The organism is Sandaracinobacteroides sp., from assembly GCF_057137845.1.
Genome location: NZ_DBNHFX010000212.1, coordinates 1 through 18433, shown reverse-complemented (window position 1 = coordinate 18433; position 18433 = coordinate 1). Strand labels below are relative to the sequence as shown.

Below are 18433 nucleotides of genomic sequence, written 5' to 3'. Positions count from 1 at the left end.
AGCGTGGGTGGCTGCTCGGGGCTGCCGGGGAAGGCTGCTACAGCGTTTCAGTCGACGACTGAGCACGCCTCTCCGGCGACGCGCAGGCGGGCGCAGATATCTCTGGCGGCGGACGCCGATGCGGCGGTGCTGCGAAGCCGATAGAGCGTGCGGCCGTCGCTGAGCACTGGCACGATCATCGGCTCAAGGCCTTGCAGATAGCCGTATCGGGCCGACAGATCCTTGAACACAGCCCGGGCCTTAGATTCGCTGGAGAACGCGCCGAGTTGCAGCACCTGGCCGGAGCCGGCGGTTGCGCGGGGTGCGGGCGGCGGGGCGGGTGCCACCTTCGGGGCTGCGGGTTTTGCGTTGGCCTCGCGCGGGACCAGCGTGTCCGTCGAGCGGGGCAGCGGCGCGCGCGCTACTGGCACGGGCGCAGGCGCCGCCGTGGCGGCTGGCGGCAGGGCAGGCGGCGCGTTCGCTGGCACCTGCGTGATCACCGGGGCGCCTTCATCGACGATCTGTTGTCCGGGCCTTGGAAGCGGCGCTTCGGGCATCGCGTCCAGCGAAATCTGCGCGTCGGTCTCGCGGCCGTCGCCGGTGCCGAACAATACCTGCCCCTGCCCCTCGACCGGGACACCGTCGGTGCCGGGGCCGGTGGGGCGCACCTTCCACGGGCCGGGCGATGCCAGTACCGGCACCGGTTCGCCAACCGCCGGCACGTCGATCGGCGTTGCTTCGCGGCGCGACACCAGCATGATGCCAACCACGATCCCGACAGTCAGCACACCGGCCAGAAACAGCAGCGCAAACAGCGTGCGTCTGCCGATCAGCGTGTGCACGGGGCCATCGTCTTCCTCGGCCTCGTCGAGCCACGGCGCGTTGTCGTCGTCGCGCCATTGCTGCGAAGGCGCCCTGCCGTCGCGGTCGCTGCGCCTGCGCGCTGCGTCGTCTCTGGGCGACGGGCCTCTCGCCATCAGCGCAGTTCCTCGGCGGCGGTCACACCCATCACCGAAAGAGCGGTGCGGATCACCTGTGCGATCGCGCCCGCCAGAGCCAGCCGGGCTGCAGTCAGCGGCAGGTCGTCTTCGCGCACGAGGCGGAAGACGGGGTCGTCGTTGCCGCGATTCCACAGGCTGTGGAACGCACCCGCAAGATCGGCAAGGTAGAAGGCGATCCGGTGCGGTTCGCGCGCAGCGGCGGCCTGCCGCACCACGCGCGGCCATTGCCCCGCCAGTTTTGCAAGCGCGAGCTCGGCGCCGTCAAGCAATGCGAGGTCCGGTTGCGGCAGCGGCAGTGCTTCGGCTTTGCGCCTGACCGAAGCTATGCGGGCATGGGCGTAATGCACGTAAAACACGGGGTTTTCGCGCGACTGCTCGACCACATGGGCGAAATCGAAGTCCAGCATGGCTTCAGGGCGCTTGGTCAGCATCATGAACCGCACGACATCGCGGCCGACTTCGCGCACCACATCGGCGAGCGTGACGAAATTGCCCGCCCGCTTCGACATTTTCACCGGCTCACCGCCACGGAACAGGCGCACCATCTGCACCAGCTTCACATCCAGCCGCTTTTCGCCATGGGTCAGCGCGTCGACCGCCGCTTCGATGCGCTTCACGGTGCCGGCGTGGTCGGCGCCCCAGATATTGACGAGCGCCGACGACCGTCGCGCCTTTTCGGCATGATAGGCCATGTCGTTGCCGAAATAGGTCCATTGTCCGTTCGATTTGCGGATCGGGCGATCGATGTCATCGCCATAGAGGGTCGAACGGAACAGCGGCAGTTCGACCGGCTCCCAGTCCTCGGGGGTGTCGCCTTTGGGCGGGGGCAGCGTGCCGTCATAGACGAGGTCGCGGCGGCGCAGGTCGGCTTCGGCCTGCTGCGGCGCGCCCGACGCCAGCAACTGCGCTTCCGACGAGAAGATGTCGTGGTGGATGCCAAGCAGCGCCAGATCCGAGCGGATCATGTCCATCATGGCGGCGACCGCACGGCTGCGGAACAACGACAGCCATTCGGATTCCGGGGCGCTGGCGAAGCGGTCGCCATATTCGGCTGCAAGGATCTTGCCGATGGGTTGCAGATAATCGCCCGGATAAAGCCCTTCGGGGATGTCGCCGATTTCTTCGCCCAGCGCTTCCCGATAGCGAAGATGCGCCGACCGGGCGAGGACATCGACCTGTCCGCCTGCGTCGTTCACATAATATTCGCGCACCACGTCGTGTCCGGAAAACGCCAGCAGGCTTGCGAGCGCATCGCCGACGACTGCGCCGCGACAATGGCCCATGTGCATCGGCCCGGTGGGGTTTGCCGATACATATTCCACATTCACCGGAAGCGCTTCGTGGCGTGGTTCGCCACGGCCATAATCGGCGCCTGCCGCGCGGATACGGTTGACCTCGTCGCGCCAGACGGATTCTTCCAGCGTCAGGTTGATGAAGCCCGGCCCGGCCACTTCGGCAGATGCAATGTCAGGGTGGCGGGCGAGCGCCATGCTGATGCGCGTTGCAAGTTCGCGCGGATTGGTGCGCGCCGCCTTTGCCAGCGCCAGTGCGGCGTTGGTGGCGAGATCGCCGTGGCTGGTGTCGCGCGGGGATTCCAGCACGATCGCGGCGGATGCCGCCTCGGCCGGGATGGTGCCATCGGCCACCAGTGCTGCGATCTGGTCGGCGACCACTGCCTCGAACCGCTGAAATACGTCCAAAATCATCTCTCCCGGCTGCTGCGCCAGATTGTCTTCGGCGCTTCGTTAGCGGGATGCGCGGCGCGCCTCAACCTTGCGCGGCAGAGAAGGTGGCGACCGGCAAATTTTGCTCGACAGAACAGGGCTTTTGACAAATATTCGGCGCAGTAACCATGATGTTCGGGGGATGTCATGTACGAACGGAACAGTTTCCTTGGCGCTGGCGTGGCCGTTGCAATGGTGGCGGCGCAGTTGGCGCCGATGCCTGCCCTGGCGCAGGGCCAGTGGGGCAACGGCTGGAACGATAATGGCAATTTCGCCGGCGAAAAGACGTGCCGCAGCTATAACAATCGCGAGCAGGTGTGCCGCGTGCAGACCGGCAACCGGGTGGTGCTGCTGCAACAATACAGCAGTTCCCCGTGCATCGAGGGGCGGACCTGGCGCTATACCGCCAACACGATCGAAGTGCGCAACGGCTGTCAGGCGCGGTTCGGTTACGGCACCATCGGCGGCGATGGCTGGGGCGACAATAACAGCGGCTGGGGTAGCAACAGCGGGTTTGCCGGGCAGCTAGAATGCCGGTCGGAACAGAACCGCCAGCAGAACTGTCCGGTCTATACGCAAAACCGCGTCGAGCTGCTGCGCCAGTTTTCGGGATCGAGTTGCACGCGTGGCTATAGCTGGGGCTATGATCAAAACCGCATCTGGGTTTCGCGCGGCTGCCAGGCCCGATTCGGCTATGGCTATGGCAATGTCGTCGGCGACAACAGTTCGGGCGCCGAGCATGGCGGCGGCCCGAGCACCGGCGCCATCATCGGCGGTCTGGCGATTGCCGGTGTGCTTGCGGCCATATTGGCGTCCTCCGGCAAGGGTGGCAGCAAGTCTGCGGGCGGATCTTCGCAGTCGGCGAATGTTTCGGCCGACTACCGCCAGTTCCCAGGCGATGCGCGCGTTTCGGCCGAGGCCTGCATGAAGGAGGCCGGGCGCCAGATCGGCGCGAGCGGCGGCACCGCGGTCAAGCTTGAGCGCATCGACCAGGTAGAGCGCTCGGGCAATGGCTGGCTCATCATCGGGCAGGTGCACGGCACCTGGCCGGACCAGAGCCGGACGCTGACCATGGATTGCCGCGCGACCGGCTCGAAGGTGACCGGGTTCGACGTCCGCTGACGGCCGGCTTCCCGTGAAAAAGGAAAAAGGCGCAGGCTGGGGGAAGCCTGTGCGCCCATTCTGTGAAAAAGGAAAAAGGCGCAGGCTGGGGGAAGCCTGCGCGCCCATTCTGTGAAAAAGGAAAAAGGCGCAGGCTGGGGGAAGCCTGCGCCTTGTGGTCGGATCTGCCGGTGCCCTAAGGCGCCGGTGGGTTCCGACCGAGGGGTCAGAGGGTGTCTGAACCCACTATCCGCGTGTCCCTTGCTGGACCCTGAACGGCCCGGCGATGGCGCAGCATCCGCAGTTCGTTGATGCCCATCAGCGAAATCGCCAGCAGCAGCGGGCCCCAGTAATAGATCATCCGGTACAGGATCAGCGCCGAAACCAGCGACGGCTTGTCGACTTCGGGCAGCGTGACGAGGATCACCGTCTCGAATACGCCGATTCCGCCCGGCGCATGCGCCAGCAGCGCGACGACGACCGCCACCACATAGGCGACCAGAAAATCGGGATAATGATGCCATGCCTCGGGCGGCAGCAGCACCAGCAGCGCAGCGCTGGCGATGGCGATGTCGGTTGCGGCCAGTGCAAACTGGATCAGCGCCTGCCGCAGCGTCGGCACGGGAAGCGTCCACCCAAGGATGTTCAGCGGGCCGGACTGGCGCGCACACGCGACCAGATACCCAAGAATGCCGGCAAGAATGGACGCGCCGATCACCACCTGCATGCGGTAGGACATGGTGGCGTCATGAACCCGCAGCGCGCCCGGAAACGCGACCAGAAAAATGCCCAGCAACAGGAAGATGCCCAGCCAGAAGGTCACACCGGCGATGACGACGATGCGGGCGATGTCTCCGGCGTCGATGTTGGTGCCGTGATAGGCGCGCCAGCGTGCAGCGGCGCCGGTGATCGGCGCAAAGCCCAGATTGTGGCTTAGATTATAGGCGGTGAAACTGCCCAGAAGTGCGCGCCAGTATGGCTGTGGCTTGTGGATCGCATGCAGGCCAAGCACGTCGTAGAAACTGAGCACGAAATAGGACAGCGCGGTCAGCGCGATCGCCAACAGGATCTGGTGCGGCGTGATGCGGCCGAACGCAGTCTGGATGTCGGCGAGGCTGACTTCCTTCAGGATTTCCTTCAGCGCCAGCCCGGCAATCGTCAGCACGACGGCCATCAGCAGCGTCGTCAGCCATGTGTGGTGCACGCGCACCCAGCCGATCAGCCGGGACAGACGGGGGTCGAGTTTCATTGCGTGGCTGTCTGGCGGTCGCCGTAATTGGTTTCGACCCAGTCGCGGTAACTGCCGCTGAGGATGCTCTGCCACCAGTTTTCGTTGTCGAGATACCAGCGCACGGTCTGGGAAAGGCCGGTCTCGAAGCTGTGCGTGGGCGCATAGCCCAGTTCGTTGCGCGCCTTCGAGCAATCGATCGCATAGCGCCGGTCATGGCCGGGCCTGTCGGTGACGAAGGTCTTGAGCGTTGCGGAAGCAGTGCCGCTTGCGGCCGGTGCATCGGGGAAGCGCGCCGCAAGCGACGGGTCGGCTGCGAACAGGCGATCCACTTCGGCACACAGCGTATCGATCACCGCAAGGTTCGCCAGTTCGGCGCCGCCGCCGATGTTGTAGGTTTCCCCCGGTCGCCCATGCTGGATCACGGCGGCGATTCCCCGGCAATGATCCTCGACGTGCAGCCAGTCGCGCACCTGCTGGCCGTCTCCATAGATGGGAAGCGGCCTGCCGTGCAGCGCATTCAGGATGAACAGCGGGATCAGCTTTTCGGGGAAATGGAACGGACCATAGTTGTTCGAGCAATTGGAGGTGGTGGTGACGAGGCCGTAGGTGTGGTGATAGGCGCGGACCAGGTGGTCCGACGCTGCCTTCGACGCCGAATAGGGCGAGTTGGGCGCATAGGGGGTGTCTTCCCGGAACGCCGGATCGGCAGGGCCTAGCGTGCCATATACCTCGTCGGTGGAGACGTGGTGGAAGCGGTGCGGCCGCTTGCCGTCGACGAAGGCTGCGCGCGCGGCCTTCAGCAGCGTGTGGGTGCCGATCACGTTGGTTTCGATGAACGCATCCGGCCCGAGGATCGAGCGGTCGACGTGGCTTTCCGCCGCGAAGTGGACGATGGTGTCGACGCCGCGCGTGCGGATCAGGTCCAGCACAAGCGCCTCGTCGCGGATGTCGCCCACCACCAGTTCTGCGCGCTGCCCAGATAGGTTGGCGGCGTTGCCGGCATAGGTAAGCAGGTCCAGCACCGTGACCCGGTCTTCGGGGTGGGTAGCGGTCCAGTGCGCCACGAAGTTCGAGCCGATGAAACCGGCGCCCCCCGTGACCAGAAGCGATGCCATCAATCCAGTTCCTTCATCTGCGCGAGCGCCGCGCGAAGTTCGTCGCGCCAGTGCGCCGCCGGCCCCGTTACCGCCCAAGCCGACGTCTTGTCCAACAGGCTCATGCGCGGCCGCCGCGCTGGCGTCGGATAGTCGCAGGTGCGGATCGGCACAACGGGCACATGGGCATCGAGCAGGCCGATTGCCAGTGCCTCGTCGCGGATGGCGACTGCAAAGTCATACCAACTGGCGACGCCGGCGTCCGTCCAGTGGTGGATGCCGTGCAGGCGCGCGCCATCGAGCGCCCAGATCGCCCGCGCAAGGCCAGCCGCATGGGTGGGTGTGCCAACCTGATCGGCAACCACCCGGATTTCCGGCCGTTCGCGCATGAGGCGAAGCATGGTGCGGACGAAATTGCCGCCGGTCGCAGCATACACCCATGCCGTACGCAGGATGAGCGCGCCCGGGTGGGCTGCGGCAACCAGTTGTTCGCCCAACAATTTGCTTTCGCCATAGACGCTTAGCGGGGCAGGGCGGCTTTCCGGCCGATAGTGGGCCGAGCTTTCGCCATCGAACACGAAATCGGTCGAGACATGGACGAACCTGGCGCCGGCGTCGGCTGCCGCCTGCGCCAGCCTGCCGGCTGCCGTTGCATTCACCGCAAAGGCTGCGTCGCGATCGCTTTCGGCCTTGTCGACAGCCGTGTAGGCGGCGGCGTTCACCACCAGATCCGGCCGCGCCGCGCCGAGCAGCCGCCCGACGTTTTCGGCATCACGGATATCAAAGCCATCGCGCGGCAGCGCCAGCACTTCGGCGCCCGCCGGCGCCGTCGCCACGAGCGCGCGTCCAAGCTGGCCCGCAGCGCCCGCGATCAGCACCTTCATGCGAACACCTCGGCTTCAGCCAGCAACGGTGCGGCGGCATCCTTTGCGGCAAGCTGCGGCGCACCGATCCCATCCAGGGGCCATTCGATGCCGATAGCCGGATCGTCGAACCGCAGCGACCGGTCAGACGGCTGGTGCCACATCGTGGTGCATTTGTAGCAGAAATCGGCCACCTCCGAGAGGACGACGAAACCGTGCGCAAAGCCGGGCGGCACATACAGCATCCGGAAGTTCCGGTCGTTCAGTTCGGCGCCCACCCACTTGCCGAAGCTGGGCGAGGAGCGGCGGATATCGACCGCCACATCGAACACCGCGCCCCGCGTGACCCGAACCAGTTTGCCCTGCGGCTCGACCAGTTGGTAATGAAGGCCGCGCAGGACCCCGCGCACCGATCGGCTGTGGTTGTCCTGCAGCCATTCGGTCGGCAGGCCGGCCTCTGCGAACACGCGGGCATTGAAGCTTTCCAGAAAGAAGCCGCGATCGTCGCCAAAGGCGCGCGGGGTGATCAGCTTCACATCCGGGATGGCCAGCGGTTCGACGTTCATGCCCGGCGCTCCAGTTGCGACAGCAGATATTCGCCATAGCCGGATTTCCGTAACGGTTCCGCCACGCGTTTCAGGCCTTCGTCATCAATGAAGCCAAGGCGCCATGCGATTTCCTCGGGGCAGGAAATTTTCAACCCCTGCCGCTCCTCGACGATCCGCACATAGAGCGCAGCGTCGAGAAGGCTGGAGTGGGTGCCGGTGTCGAGCCACGCGAAACCGCGTCCCATCAACTCGACGTTCAGGTTGCCCGCTTCGAGGTAAAGGCGGTTCAGGTCGGTGATTTCCAGCTCTCCGCGTGCCGACGGGCTGATGCAGTCGGCATATTCGCTGGCCCGGCCATCGTAGAAATACAGCCCGGTGACGGCGAAATTGCTTTTCGGCCTGGCGGGCTTTTCCTCGATCGTTTCGGCACGGCCGGCGGCATCGAACGATACCACGCCATAGGCAGCCGGGTCGTTCACCCAATAGCCGAAGACGGTTGCGCCATCCTCGCGGGCGTCGGCATGGCGGAGCAGGTCGGGCAGGCCGTGGCCATAGAAGATGTTGTCGCCAAGGATCAGTGCGGAAGGCCCGCCATCGATGAATTTCGCGCCGATCTGATAGGCCTGCGCCAGCCCCTTGGGTTCGGGCTGCACGGCATATTGCAGGTGCAGGCCCCATTGGCTGCCGTCGCCCAGCAGCGCCTGAAAGGCGGCGGAATCGGCGGGTGTGGTGATGATCAGGATTTCGCGGATGCCTGCCAGCATCAGCACCGACAGCGGATAATAGATCATCGGCTTGTCATAGACCGGCATCAACTGCTTCGAGACGGGCTTCGTCAGCGGATAGAGCCGCGTTCCCGAACCGCCGGCCAGGATGATGCCTTTGCGCTTTGCCATTTCCTGCTCCTAGAAACGTCTGGTCATGATGCGGCGGATCGTGCCGAGAAGGGATTTCAGTTCGGCGCGCAGCGCAACGCTGCGGCGGGCTTCGGCCAGTTGCAGGCCGTGCATTCCGGGCCTTGGCATCAGCGTCGCGGCCATGGCTGCCAGCCGCGATGCCAGTAGTCGCTTTCGCGACGCTTGCGAAGGCTGCATCAACAGGATTTCTGCAATCGCCAGCGGACTGGTGGTCAGGGCGCCTGCGGCCTCGGCGGCAGACAGCAATGCATCGCCATGGCTGGTGCGTGTGATGATCAGCGAACGGCCATCGGCTTCGTCAAAGCTCGGGTAGCCGCTTTCGCCGCCATACCAGGCGTCTGCTGCGGCGACATCGGCTGCTCCGCCCACCCCATCCGGGCAGATCTTGCAACGGAACTGCACTTCCTTCGACAGGATGTCGCCCCAACTGTCGGCGTAGCTGAGGCGGGCGCTGCGGCCGTCGGCCGTGGTTGCCGAGGCATATCCGGGCCAGCCGTCGCCGCGATAGCGGAATGCCGACACTTCGCCCGGCTCGAAGCCCAGCCGGCGAACGATCCTGTCGGTGCCGTCCTGGCTGGGGGTGGCGGCGCAGAAGAACGACAGCAGATAGGGGAAGCGCGCGGCGATTGCCGGGTCGGCCTGCATCAGTTGCCGCAAGGCGCCCACGTCGCAGGGTTTTCCGATGAACAGCATGGTGCCGGGCGTTTCCAGCTCGGCGGACAGGGTTTCAAGAGGAGAAGCAGGCGCATAGCGCGAACCGGCGGCGCCCAGAATGGCGCCCCGGTCGGCCGATCGCGTGATCCGCGTTTCCAGCGGGCGTTCAGGGTCCATGCCGACATGCAGCACCCGGCTTACTTCGCCGGTTTTCAACAGATGCAAGGCGAGCGCCGAAAGCGCCCCGCCCGACGATGCATTGTGCCTGAGTTCGGCGTCGGTCGAGTAGCCGGTCAGCACCCGCACATGCGGTCCCCACAGCGGGTGGGTGTTCGGCGCGTCACTCAGGGTCCAGGGGGAAACCGTGGCGCCGGGGCAGATTTGCGCCAGCAGCGCATCGGTTCCGGGCGCCGGGGCGCCGCGTGCGACCGGGCGCTTCCAGCCCTTAGCATCGCGCTCGATGCCGATCGCCGGATCGATCCCCGCACACAGCCCGCAGCCTGCACAGGAATTGCCCTTCAATACGCGTTCCAGCGTCGGCGGCAGCCGGTTGTTCATCGGGCCAGTTCGCCGAACAGCCGCGCAAGATAGCCCACATAGGTTTCCAGCCCGGCTTCGACCACGGGGCGCCCCTGTTCGATCGAGACAGCCAGTTCGCTGCGCCGGTCAAAGGCGTCGAGTGTGCGGGCGACGGCTTCGTCGGTTGAAAGCCCCTTGGCAGGGATGAGCCACGGATAGCCGAGCGCGCAGTATAGCCCCTCGAACTTGCGGCTATAGGAAACCGGCACCACGGGAACGCCCGCCGACCAGGCCGCAATCGATGCATGCATCCGCCCCGCGACCAGGAAATCCAGCCCCGAGATGTGGGATTTAGCGTCCGACGGCGAGGAAAACGGCTGGACGACGACGGTTTCCGGATAGAGCCGGTGGACCTCGGCGCAGGCGCTGGCGTCGTCGTCGCGCGCGATCGTGCTGGCGACGTGCGGGATCAGTTCCACCCTGGCGCCACGGGCAAGCAGCCCCTCGATCAGGCGTGAAGTGAACGCCCGGTAATCGACGGTCAGCCCGTAATCGTTGCCGCCGCCATAGCCCCCGGAATACAGCAGGCCCGAAACATTGACCCCTGCCCGGACGCCGGGGCCGCGTTGGGCGGCGGAGTGCGGAAGGGCGAAAGCAACGTCGATCGCCAGCATTGCGTTCGCGCCCGGCGCCAGCCGGTGGATCGCGTCCAGGCTCATGGGGTCGCGGGCGAATACGGCGCGCGCGCGTTTCATCAGGTGCCCGGCGAGGGCGCTGTGCGGCTGCCGGCTGAACGGCCCGATCGTCTGCGGCGCCAGCACCAGCGGCACGCCGCGCAGCAGGCACATTTCCTTGGTGGCGGTGATGTAGGCGAACCGCTTGTCGGGGTAGATGTCGGCGAAACTGTCGCCAGCGCCGATATCCAGCATGATATCCAGCGGCTTCAGCGCCGCCCAATAGCCGCCGGGTGAAACCATGAAGCGGCCATTGATGTCGTGCCGGCTGGCGAATCCATCGCGGACATAGCTCGGCAGCCGTTCGCCGGGGCGGAACAGGTGGAGTTCAGTATCCACGTCGGCGCGCGCCGCTGCCTGCTCGATCAGCGCCATATGTCCAACCGTCAGCGCCCCGACACCGAGGTTGCCGCTGCTGTCGCTGTGCCACAGCAGCCCAATCGCAAGCTTCCGCTTCATCTTGTCCCGTTCATCGCCGTGATGTTCGTGACGGCAGAGACCGGCATTCGGGATGCGCCGCTCTCTGCCATCGCGCTTCTTCTTGTCTGGCGTCAGCCCTTGGCGGGCGCCGGAGGAGCGGCGGGGGCAGCATCATGGGCTGCCTTCAGGTCTTCGGCGCCGCCCGGAAGTTCGGGCTGACCCGGAGCGGCCGTCACCTTGCCGGCGGCGGGCGCCTTGCCGTCGGCGGATTTGGCGTTCACCTGCACCTTTTGCGGCGTCGCTTCCCAGCCCTTCTGATAGACGACGCGTTCCTTCTGCGCTTTCTGCAGTTTATCGACTTCGGCCTTCAGCGCGGCTTGCACCCGCTGGTTGCGCAGGAAGTTGGTTGCATATTCACGCGCCTTGTCGCCGGTGAAGGGCTGCACGCGGGCTTCCTTGACCTGGTTTACCAGCACAACCGGGGCAGGCGCGCCCGGCGGCTGGCTTGCGAACATGAACAGCTCGTTCGGATCCTTGGCCATCAGCTTGGTCACCTGGCTGACGAAATCGGGATTGGCCCCCAGCGCATCGAGCGATGCAGGCTGACGGCGATACTGGATGTTGTTAGCCTTCAGAACGGCCTCGACCTCGGCCATCGTCTTGGCGCTCTCGAGGTCGAGCTGGGCCAGATTGTCCGGCCGCAGGAACTGGATCTGATCCATGATGAAGAATTTGCGCTGGTCGAACATGTCGGGGTTTTCGCGCATGAACTTGTCGGCATCGTCGCGCGTGGGCGGAACCACCTTCGAGGCGATGTCGCGGGCAAGCGCCTGCACCCGAAGCTGCTCGTCGGCGCGGCGCTCCTGCAGCATGAACTCGGGCTTTTTGTTCAGTTCGCGCGTTTCGGATTCCGCCGACAGCATGCGGCGGGTGATGATGTTGCCCAGCGCCAGCTTTTCGGCCTCGCGGCGGGTCATCGTCGGCGGGATCGGGGTGCCCTGAAGCTCGGCGTTGACTTCAAGAAGGGTGATTTCCTTGCCGTCGAGCTTGGCAACCACCTGCCCGGTCGGCGCGCTGTCGTCCTTGCCGATGCCAAGCTTGCTGCACCCCGAGAGCGCAATTGCCGCCGCTGCAACCAGAAGAATCGGGCGCGCCCCCGAACGGAGGGAGCGGGCGCGGAAGGAATGGGTCGATTGTGTGCGCATGTTATTGATATCCCTTGCCTGAGTATTGCGTCTGTTGTTCTTTTTGCGTGTTCGGCACGGCGTATTCAGCCCCGCGACATGCCTAGCAACGCCCTCGTCATGGCTTTGGCCTTGGCCGGTTGGCGCCGCAGCAGTCGCTTGAAAATCTGCCACATTCCAAGAGGATATTGAAGCGGCCACAGCAGCGGAAAGTTGCGCCGGTAGAATTTCAGCCGGCTGCGCAGCAGATAATATTCCGCCGTCTCGGAACGCTGGCCCTTTTTCCCGGACGACCCGATCGAGCCGCCTTCCTTGTGATAGATCACAGCCCCGTGGGCGAAGGCGATGGCAAAGCGGTCGCGATTGCGGACCGACCAGTCCATTTCCTCGAAATAGAGGAAATAGCTTTCCTCCATATAGCCGATGGTTTCGAGGAAGGCGCGGCTGACCGCGATCGATGCGCCGAGCACGAAATCCGTGTCCTGCGCAACCTTTTTCGGATCGAACGGGCGGGTGACGGGCTGGTTGGTGCCGATGCCGGCGCTCTGTCCGGTGATCAGCTTGAAGCGCGAGCCGTTCAGTTGCTGCCAAGTGCCGGGTCGGTGATAAAAACGTACCTGCGTGCCGCACATTCCTACCTTGTGGGTGGCGTCCATGCGGGAAACCAGCGCGCGCGGCGCGTCAGGCTCGACCACGGTATCGTTGTTGAGGCACCAGCAATAGGCAATCGAGGGATCGTTCAGAGCATATTGCATCGCCAGATTGTTGCCGCCGGCAAACCCCCGGTTTTCAGACGATTTCAGGATCGTCAGCAGCTCGCGGCCGGGGCGGGCGTTCGGCGCTTCCTCGTCGGTGATTTCGGCGATCGGGATCGGCTTGCGCAGCACCGGACGCGTCAGCCGCCCCAGCGGCCCGGCGGGTGTTTCCCATGCTTCGGCGCCGGAAGCCCAGGCGCGGATGCGATTGAGCGAGTCGTCGGACGACGCATTGTCGATCACCACGATCCTGACCGGCATGTCGGACCGCATCAGCGATTCCAGACATTCCAGCGTGTCGGTCCAGCGGTTCCAGTTGATGATGATGACAGCCAGTCTCGGCGCCGTGTCGCCGACGAGTGCGTTGGCGGCAATCGACGGGGCAGCCATTGCCGTTGCATCGGCTACGGCCGGTGGTGGCGTCATGCCCGATACATTGGGCTTTTCGCCGGTCGCGTCTGCCATCGTGTCCCTTCCCATGGTGGCGTTGCTCCCTTCCTGTGTCGTACGCGTCATCACGAAGTCCGGTTCCATTGCATGGCCGTCTCGAGATGTCCTTCGCGCGCAATATTGCGCATTTTCATATACCTGAACCAGCGTGTTTCAAACAGGACGGCAAGGCCCCGAAACCTTGCCCCCAAAGTTGGCACGCGCGACGACAACAGCAGTTGCGGCGTATGCGCAAGCGCTGACGCCAGAACGGCCAACGCCCTGAGTTTCCATAGCAGAATCGGTTTCCCCGACGAGCGGTGTTTTGTGAAATCATGTGCGATGATGCGCCCCCAGCGGCTTTCGACATCGTCCATGTTCATGCGCGCGGGGTGAAACACGATCATGCGCGGCACATAGCGGGTGCGGGCGCCCAGCGCGGCAGCGCGCATGCCCCAGTCCCGGTCCTCGGCGGTGCCGATACCGCCGAACGGCCCGACACGATGCCACAGATCGCGCTCCACCATCAGGTTGCCGGTGCCGGAAAAGCCCTTGCGGCGGATATACATTTTCTGCCGGAACGAAAAAACCGCCTCGAATGCCTCGATGCCGGTGGGGCGGCGCGGGTCGACAAAGTCGATCCTGACGTCGCCGCCATAGGGGCGCGAGGGGTCTTTTTCCACCGCGCGGACGCCGTGCTGAAGCCACAGCCGATCGACCCGGATGTCGGCATCGACGAAGGCCAGCACCCGCCCGCGCGCATGGGCGACACCAAGATTGCGCGCCGGGCCGGGGCCTGGTTCGCGCTCCTGCAGGAACTTCACGCCCGGCCACGCCGCCGCCACCACGTCGAGCGGCACCCGCGAACCGTTGTCGACTACGATGATCTCGAACCAGCCGTGATCGAGCCGCTGTGCCGCGACGGCCTGCAGGCACTTCACCAGCATTTCCGGCGTATTGAGGTGCGGAATGATGACCGAAGCGCGCGGCTCTCCGGTGGCGACCGCCTGCGGCGGAGACTGTTTGCCGTGCTGGCGGAGGCCGATGATCGACACCGGGGCGGCGATCCTCTAGCGGCCTGCCCGCGCCAGCGCGGCCGAGAGGCCGAGCAACTGGGCAACACCCTGCGTGCGGAACCGGTAACGGTGCTCGCGTCCGTCCGAGCCGTCTTCGCGGTCGAACAGGTCGATTTCGCCGGTAAAGCCGTCGAGCAGGTGTTCGGCCTGCTTGGAATCGGGAAGCGCCGCTTCGGCGCCGACATCATGGGCGCTGAACCAGCCATCCGGTGTGCCCGATGCGCGGGCGGCGGCGATCAGCACATTCCAGGCAGCTCGCACTTCAGGGCGTTGCAGTTGCGCCTGCACCCGCCGCGGAAGCCCGGCGTTCCATTCCGCCAGCACGGCTTCGGTGCCGGCGATGACGTCTGCCTCGGATACTGCCTGCCGCCGGTCGTCGAGCGTTCGCCCAGCAGCACGGTTGCCCAGCAGGCGGGTAAGATAGGGCGAGCCGCCGGACATGCGGATGATCAGCGAACGGGCCGACGGCGCGAACGTCAGGCCGGTTGCTTCTTCGGCGCGGGCAAGGATTTCGGCCAGTTCTGATTCGCTCATCGGGCCTACCGCAAGCCCGACGATGTTGCGGCGGATCGACGGCGTGAAGCCGATCAGTTCATCGAGGTTGGAGGCGACGCCGGTCAGCACCAGCTGCACGCGGGCGGCCCGGTCGGACAGGTTCTTGATCAGTTCGGCGACGTTGCGGCGGAAGGCGGGATCGGCCACGCGGTCATATTCGTCGAGGACGATGATGACGCGGGTGCCGACGATCTTCTGGAACAGATCGGCCAGTTCGCGCGGATCGACCGGGCCATCGCCAAGCAGGCTGGCGAAGCTGCGATCATGTTCTGTCTCGTCGGCGGTGGGCGATACCTGCGCATGATAGAGCAGCGGAATTTCGGCCGCGAACGTGCGGAACATCTCGTCGAACTGGGCTTCGACGCCGCAGCTTCCATAGAGGACGAGATAGCGCGCATCGCGTGCGGTTTCGGCAAAGACGTGGATCAGGCTGGTCTTGCCGATACCGCGTTCGCCATAGAGAACGACGTGGGCGCGCTGCTGCTCGATGGCGGCGATCAGGCTGGCTAGCGTATCGTGCCTGCCGGCAAATCTCTCGCGGGTGGTGACCGGCTGCGACGCCGACAGCGCGTCGGCAAGCGCCAGTCGCGCACGGGCAGGCGAACCTTCGTTCATGCCAAGCGCGGCATCGCCCAGATCGTCGGTTGCGGCGACGGCAAAGCGGGGGAGGGCGCCTGCATCGGCATCGGGCGCAGCGGACGGCAGCCCGGGGCGCATGCCGCGACGCCACGGCATCCGGTTGTCGCCGCCCTGTTCGCTTCCGTTGCGGTCCCTGCCAAAGATCATCACGCAGCCAGCCCTTCCATCTTTCCTTCGGCACCCGTTACATCGTCCGCCACGGACCGGACATCCCGGACCGGGGGTGCAAAACCCAGCGCAAAAGGCCCTGTCGGGGCGTTGCCCCGGCACGATCTTCCCGGCACGCTGGCTTCCGACCCGTGCACATGCCGCGAATCCTCGTCCCTGATCGGGATCCCATTCATGCGGCATTGCAGACAGAATGCCATTAACTTTTTGCCTGCCATAGTCCAGAACGGCAACAGGTCACAATCTTTCGCCTTTGGGGGGAATGTCATAGAGCCGTTTTTGCGTCTATTGGAGGAAGTCTGAACAGCTCGTTGCAAACGGCCTGGTTCACCGTCGGTCGGAAACATCATGGCGGGGACAAAGGCTTGCGAAGGGCAAGAAGTTAACGCAAACCGGTGACGGCCGTATGCGAGGTCGGTCCGGTCTGTGGATCGCCCTGGTTTGTGAGGGGAAGGGCAGTCTTGTGAGTAACGACAAAGTCGGGTCCATATTGGCGACTGGTGCGACGCGCGTGGCGCGGTTCGCCATGCTGTCGGTCATCGTTTCCGCAGTTCCCGCCGTTGCACAAATCGTGCCGCCGGGTGTTGCACCCCCCGCGCCGATCGTGCCTCCGGCAGCGCAAGGCACGGCGCCGCAGGGCACCGTCGCCGACCCGTGGCGCGTCTATGGTGATGATTCGCCTGCCTTTGCGCCGCTCGAACTGCTGGGCGGCCTCGGGCTTCACGCGACTGCATCGCTGGTCGGCGAATACAACGACAATGTCGCCCGCCGCGACAGCAGCGCGCCGCTGCGTCCGGGCTTTTCATCGAGGGACGACTGGATTTTCCGCCCCAGCCTGACGCTCAGCGCCGGGCGGGCGCTGGGCCGCCAGCAATTGTATCTGGTGGGCAATGTCGGCCGCGATTTCTATGCGCGCAACGGCATCCTCAATCGCAACCGGGCTTCGCTCGATGGCGGATTGAACTGGGTGATGGGCGCGCGCTGCGGCGGGCAGGTGCGTGGCGGCTACAGCACGCGCGGCACGCAGTTCAGCCTGTTCGAGGATGTCGTGCCATCGACGCAGGAACGCTGGCACTTTCAGGCCGGCGGCACCTGCCGCACGGCGACAGGCATTTCCGCCAATCTGAATTATAACCGTGGCTCGATCCGGAACCACACCGACGACCCGACCGGCGTGATCGATCGCAGCTTTGCGGATTCGAATTCGCAGGGGGTAAGCGGCGGCATCGGCTATCCGCTGGGCCGGCGGGGCGAAATCGGCGTGCAGGGCCAGTGGAGCGACTATCAGTTCGTGCGCCAGTTTCTTCCCGATGGCGAACGCAACGGCAGCCGAATCTATGGCGCCAACGCATTCGTCAGCTATCGGGTTGGCCGGAATCTGAATGTGAACGGCGGGCTTGGCAAAAGCTGGGTGAAGCCCCGCAACAGCCTTGTCGACACCTTCTCGGGCGTCACATGGAATCTGGGCCTGAACTACACCGGGCCGCGCCTCGGGGCGACGGTCAGCACCGGTCGCAGCGTCAATGGCGGCGGCGGCGGGGCGGCCAACTATTCGGTCGGCCGGTTCGTCAACGGCGCAGTCAGCTATCGCGCCAACGACCGGCTCAGCCTGTCCAGCGGCTTCTCGCTCGCCAATTCGGGGTATCATGGCTTCAGCCTCGTCCCGGACACGCTGGAGGTCAGGAACACCAGAACGCGGCGCTATTTCGTCGGCGCCGACTATCGGATGAACCGGATTCTCGCTTTCTCGCTGGATTACAGCCACCAGCGGCGGACGTCGGACCCGACATCCTTCAACTACAGCGCGAACAGCGTCAGCCTCGCCGCACGGGCCTCGTTCTAAGCAGATGCATTTTCCTGAAGCTATCTGGGATCACGGAGTAGAAATGATGCAGCAGGGACATTCCGGAACATCCGTTCGCAAGGCCCGCTGGAGGGCAGGCCTGACCGGTTTCGCCGCCGCATTGCTGGTTCTGCCGGCGATCAGTGCGCCCGCGATGGCGCAGGCCGCCCAGTCGCAGGGGTATGTGCTTGGCCCGAACGACAGCATCACCGTCGTCGTCTATGGCCAGAATGAATTCAACGTGCAGACCCGCATCAAGCCCGACGGCAGCATCGTCATGCCGCTGGTCGGCAAGGTGCAGGCCCAGGGCAAGACGGTGATCACCCTCGCCGAGGAAATCACCCGGCGTCTGGTTGCCGGGAACTTCCTGAAAGACCCGATCGTCAACGTCGAGGTCAATGAATACAACAGCCGCTATGTGCGGGTTGCCGGCAAGGTCGGTGCGCCGGGCCTCGTTCCGCTGGAGCGTTCGAACCGCCTGCTCGACGTGCTGCTGCGTGCGGGGTGGGTGCGGCCGGAAGGTTCGCAGTATATCACCATCCGCCGCGCCGCCGACGGCAAGGAACTGAAGGTCAACACCGACGAGCTTGCCCGTGGAGAGACGGCCGACATCATGCTGGATGCCGGCGACACGCTGTATGTCGCCGAAGCGGAACTGGTTTACCTGACGGGCGCCGTGGCGCGACCGGGGGCCTACCCGCTGAAGCCCGGCATGACGGTTTCGGAAATGATCGCGCAGGCAGGCGGCGTCGGCCCGACCGGCTCCAACGGCAAGGTCGGCCTGAAGCGCGGCAACGAAAAGGAACGCGACGTCGACCAGCAGACCAAGCTGGAACCCGGCGACATCATCAACATCCGCGAGCGTATGTTCTGAGGGGAAGCACTGATGAGTCTGATCCAGTTCCTCCGCATTCTTGCTGCCAGATGGAAGCTGATTTTCGGCACCATGCTGGCCTGCCTGTCGATCGCCACCACCGTCGGGCTGCTGCTGCCCAAGCG

At 65.0% G+C, this 18433-nt stretch carries 16 protein-coding genes; 3 read left to right on the top strand and 13 right to left on the bottom strand.

The features are described from left to right. Nucleotides 1-47: 47 nt before the first annotated feature. Complete coding sequence (locus AC16JP_RS11565; RefSeq protein ID WP_484340767.1) at nt 48-956, bottom strand: SPOR domain-containing protein; 909 nt, start codon at nt 954-956, stop codon at nt 48-50. After that, nucleotides 956-2680, bottom strand: coding sequence for an arginine--tRNA ligase (argS, locus tag AC16JP_RS11560; protein WP_484340768.1), 1725 nt, complete (start codon nt 2678-2680; stop codon nt 956-958). Before argS ends, AC16JP_RS11565 begins: the two co-directional genes overlap by 1 nt. Nucleotides 2681-2851: 171 nt before the next feature. Here argS and AC16JP_RS11555 point away from each other — a divergent pair, with 171 nt between their 5' ends. Further along, nucleotides 2852-3826: a DUF3011 domain-containing protein gene (locus AC16JP_RS11555; protein ID WP_484340766.1), complete on the top strand. Its 975-nt coding sequence runs from the start codon at nt 2852-2854 to the stop codon at nt 3824-3826. 205 nt (nt 3827-4031) lie between these two features. Here AC16JP_RS11555 and AC16JP_RS11550 read toward each other — a convergent pair whose 3' ends face one another. The 11 genes from AC16JP_RS11550 to AC16JP_RS11500 form a co-directional block, all read right to left on the bottom strand. Next, nucleotides 4032-5054 carry a putative bifunctional lysylphosphatidylglycerol flippase/synthetase gene (locus tag AC16JP_RS11550; protein WP_484340765.1) on the bottom strand — a complete coding sequence of 341 codons (1023 nt, stop codon included), beginning with the start codon at nt 5052-5054 and terminating at the stop codon, nt 4032-4034. After that, nucleotides 5051-6151, bottom strand: a complete 1101-nt coding sequence (rfbB, locus tag AC16JP_RS11545) for a dTDP-glucose 4,6-dehydratase (protein WP_484340764.1) — start codon at nt 6149-6151, stop codon at nt 5051-5053. Before rfbB ends, AC16JP_RS11550 begins: the two co-directional genes overlap by 4 nt. Continuing rightward, entirely contained in the window at nt 6151-7014 is an 864-nt protein-coding gene (gene rfbD, locus AC16JP_RS11540; protein WP_484340763.1) for a dTDP-4-dehydrorhamnose reductase, read from the bottom strand. Before rfbD ends, rfbB begins: the two co-directional genes overlap by 1 nt. Further along, nucleotides 7011-7559, bottom strand: a complete 549-nt coding sequence (rfbC, locus tag AC16JP_RS11535; protein WP_484340762.1) for a dTDP-4-dehydrorhamnose 3,5-epimerase — start codon at nt 7557-7559, stop codon at nt 7011-7013. Before rfbC ends, rfbD begins: the two co-directional genes overlap by 4 nt. Beyond that, nucleotides 7556-8437, bottom strand: a complete 882-nt coding sequence (gene rfbA / locus AC16JP_RS11530; RefSeq protein ID WP_484340761.1) for a glucose-1-phosphate thymidylyltransferase RfbA — start codon at nt 8435-8437, stop codon at nt 7556-7558. Before rfbA ends, rfbC begins: the two co-directional genes overlap by 4 nt. A gap of 9 nt (nt 8438-8446) precedes the next feature. Then, nucleotides 8447-9670 carry a Coenzyme F420 hydrogenase/dehydrogenase, beta subunit C-terminal domain gene (locus tag AC16JP_RS11525; protein WP_484340760.1) on the bottom strand — a complete coding sequence of 408 codons (1224 nt, stop codon included), beginning with the start codon at nt 9668-9670 and terminating at the stop codon, nt 8447-8449. After that, nucleotides 9667-10824 carry a polysaccharide pyruvyl transferase family protein gene (locus AC16JP_RS11520; RefSeq protein ID WP_484340759.1) on the bottom strand — a complete coding sequence of 386 codons (1158 nt, stop codon included), beginning with the start codon at nt 10822-10824 and terminating at the stop codon, nt 9667-9669. The genes AC16JP_RS11525 and AC16JP_RS11520 overlap by 4 nt, the downstream gene beginning before the upstream one ends. A 92-nt stretch (nt 10825-10916) precedes the next feature. Further along, nucleotides 10917-11990 (bottom strand): hypothetical protein, encoded by a 1074-nt coding sequence (locus tag AC16JP_RS11515; RefSeq protein ID WP_484340758.1) that lies wholly within the window; start codon nt 11988-11990, stop codon nt 10917-10919. Between the two features lie 65 nt (nt 11991-12055). Continuing rightward, on the bottom strand, nt 12056-13240 hold the full coding sequence (locus AC16JP_RS11510; RefSeq protein WP_484340757.1) for a glycosyltransferase family 2 protein: 1185 nt from the start codon (nt 13238-13240) through the stop codon (nt 12056-12058). After that, nucleotides 13240-14208 carry a glycosyltransferase family 2 protein gene (locus AC16JP_RS11505; protein WP_484340756.1) on the bottom strand — a complete coding sequence of 323 codons (969 nt, stop codon included), beginning with the start codon at nt 14206-14208 and terminating at the stop codon, nt 13240-13242. The genes AC16JP_RS11510 and AC16JP_RS11505 overlap by 1 nt, the downstream gene beginning before the upstream one ends. A gap of 15 nt (nt 14209-14223) precedes the next feature. Next, nucleotides 14224-15570 carry an AAA family ATPase gene (locus AC16JP_RS11500; RefSeq protein ID WP_484340755.1) on the bottom strand — a complete coding sequence of 449 codons (1347 nt, stop codon included), beginning with the start codon at nt 15568-15570 and terminating at the stop codon, nt 14224-14226. Between the two features lie 484 nt (nt 15571-16054). Between AC16JP_RS11500 and AC16JP_RS11495 the strand changes: the two genes are divergently transcribed. Together AC16JP_RS11495 and AC16JP_RS11490 are read left to right on the top strand one after the other, a co-directional pair. Beyond that, a complete protein-coding gene (locus AC16JP_RS11495; RefSeq protein WP_484340754.1) occupies nt 16055-17434 on the top strand; it encodes an outer membrane beta-barrel protein in 1380 nt (459 codons plus the stop codon). A 43-nt stretch (nt 17435-17477) separates the two neighbouring features. Beyond that, nucleotides 17478-18308 carry a polysaccharide biosynthesis/export family protein gene (locus AC16JP_RS11490; RefSeq protein WP_484340753.1) on the top strand — a complete coding sequence of 277 codons (831 nt, stop codon included), beginning with the start codon at nt 17478-17480 and terminating at the stop codon, nt 18306-18308. The last annotated feature ends 125 nt before the right edge of the window (nt 18309-18433 follow it).